The organism is Streptomyces boncukensis, assembly GCF_011045075.1.
Lineage (GTDB): Bacteria > Actinomycetota > Actinomycetes > Streptomycetales > Streptomycetaceae > Streptomyces > Streptomyces boncukensis.
In genome coordinates this window covers 1-1,576 of the sequence record NZ_JAAKZZ010000923.1, presented here as the reverse complement: position 1 = coordinate 1,576, position 1,576 = coordinate 1, and the positions used below count along the sequence as shown (strand labels likewise).

The 1,576-nt window shown below is 78.7% G+C and carries 1 protein-coding gene; it reads right to left on the bottom strand.

The window, feature by feature from the left end:
* A partial coding sequence (locus tag G5C65_RS37020; protein WP_165303420.1) for a DoxX family protein occupies window positions 1–1,576 on the bottom strand: 1,576 nt, incomplete at both ends.

Here is a 1,576-nt window from a genome sequence, read left to right as displayed (position 1 = left end):
CCCGTGGAGGTGGAGCCGCCGCCTGCCGTCGACGTCCTGTCGACGCTGCCGCTGTCCGGGCCCGGCCCCGCAGACGAGGAGGTGCCCGCGCCGCCCGCCGTCGAGCGCGGCTGCGCGGGCTGCTGCCGGGCGGGCGGCGCAGACTGCTGCTGGGCCGGTCCCGCCGTCTCCTGGCCCTGCTGCGGGGGCGCCGACTCGGCGCCTGTGGTGGCGCCCTGTCCGCCGCCGGGCACCGTCGCGGAGGCCGAGGGGCCGGAGTCGCGGCGGCCGTCCTTGGCGCCGGGTGAGCCGGACTCCGTGGAGCCGGGGCCCTGGGAAGCGCGGCCGCTGGGGCCGCCGGTGCGCTCGCCGGTGGGCTGGGGCAGCGGGGAGCCGGGGAGCTGGTTGGTGGGGGTCTCGCCGGGCTTGGGCACGGTGGCCACCTGCGAGGAGCGCACGGCGCTGCCCAGCAGCGAGCCGATCAGCAGGGTGATGCCGACGATCAGGGTGGCGAACAGGGTGCGCCGGCGCAGTACCCGGCGGCGCAGGTCGCGCAGCTCGACGCGCGGGCCCAGCTTGCGCCACGCCTCGCTCGCGAGCCGCCCGTCGAGGGAGTAGACGGGCGCGCCCGCGATGACCAGCGGGCTCCAGGCGGCGAGGTAGATGATGTCGGGCGCGTCGTACGCGGGGACCGTGCTCCAGCTCACCGTCAGCAGCAGCGCCACCGACAGCAGTGCGCCCAGCGCGGCGGCGAGCCGCTGCCAGAGGCCCAGCATGGTCAGCACGCCGACGATGACCTGGAGGAACGCCACCGTCAGCCCGGCGCCGACCGGGTGCGAGAGCGCGAAGCTGTGCAGCGGCGTGGCGACGGCCCAGGGGTCCAGCGAGCGCAGCCAGGTGACCAGGGAGCCGCGCTCGCCGCCGTCGAAGTAGACCGGGTCGCAGAGCTTGCCCATCCCGGCGTAGATGGTGATGAGGCCGAGGAAGATGCGCAGCGGCAGCAGGACGACGCCGAGGTTCATCCGGCGGCCGGGGTAGTACGCGTGCCAGGCTTCCCGCCGCTTGCGCTCGCGCGCCGTGCCCTCGCCGGGGGCGCCGTCCGGGCCCGCGGAGCCGTCCGGGTGGCCCGCGCCGTCCGGGTGGCCCGTACCGTCCGGGCCGCCGGGCTCGTAGGGGCCGAGGGTGTCGTACGCGTCCGGGGTGCCGTACGCGTCCGGGGTGCCGTACGGACCGGGAGGGCCGCCGGCGTAGGCCGCCGGGAGGACGCCGGTCTCCTCGGGCTCGTCGAACGCGCCGCGCGCCGGGCGTACGCCGCTCAGCAGCGGGCGCTCGGTCTCCGGGGGCCGTGGGCCGCGCGGCGCGCCGACGACGGGCACGGGGCCTGTGCCGCGGGTGTCCTCGGCGGGGCCGGTGACCTGGGGCAGCAGCTGGGTGGCCGTGGCGTCGCCGCCCTCCGCGCCGCCACCGGCGGTCGCCCGCTCGGCGTCGGCCGTGCGGACCGCCTGCACCAGCCGCGTCGCGCCGGTGTCGTCCGGCTCGGCGCGCCCGCTCCAGACGACGGGCGTGCGCCGTCTGCCCCCGGCGGCTCCCGCCCGCG